Source organism: Aureibaculum marinum (assembly GCF_003813905.1).
Taxonomy (GTDB): domain Bacteria; phylum Bacteroidota; class Bacteroidia; order Flavobacteriales; family Flavobacteriaceae; genus Aureibaculum; species Aureibaculum marinum.
Window position 1 is genome coordinate 1 of sequence record NZ_RPFJ01000050.1, and the last position, 783, is coordinate 783.

General features: G+C 38.8%; 1 pseudogene. It reads left to right on the forward strand.

Annotation, left to right across the window (positions count from 1 at the left end):
- Positions 1 to 783: pseudogene (locus tag EGM88_RS15845) on the forward strand (hypothetical protein); the annotation flags it as partial.

The following is a 783-nucleotide window of genomic DNA, read 5'->3' on the forward strand; positions in this document are numbered from 1 at the left end:
ACATTAGAAGATGGTGGTACGGTTGATTTATCTAATTACTTAGACAATACAGATAATCAAAAGATATCTGACTTTAGTTTGAATGGTACTATCTTAACTATTACTTTAGAAAATGGCAATACTCAAACCGTTGATATTGCTGCTGTAAGTTCTGATGACCAACAACTAAGTATTGATAATAATATCTTAACATTAGAAGATGGTGGTACGGTTGATTTATCTAACTACTTAGACAATACAGATAATCAAGAAATTACTGAGTTTAGTTTAGATAATTCAAACAATATAATCACTTTAACGCTAGAGAATGGTGGTACACGAAGAATTGATTTGACACCTATTCTTTTGAAAGGTGAAAAAGGAGATAAAGGCGATGATGGAGATTCTGCATATCAAGTAGCGTTAACAAATGGGTTTTCTGGCACTCAAGCTGAATGGTTGGCTTCTCTAAATGGGACTGATGGTGATAAAGGTGAAAAAGGTGATACGGGGGCAACTGGTGCTCAAGGTCCTAAAGGTGATACGGGTGCAGCTGGTACAGACGGAACTAACGGTACAAATGGTATTGACGGTAAAGACGGTGCCAAAGGCGAAAAAGGAGATCAAGGTGAAAAAGGTGAACAAGGAATCCAAGGATTAACGGGTGCTACTGGTGCTCAAGGTCCTAAAGGTCCTAAAGGTGATACGGGTGCAGCTGGTACAGACGGAACTAACGGTACAAATGGTATCGATGGTAAAGACGGTGCCAAAGGCGAAAAAGGTGATCAAGGTATTCAAGGATTA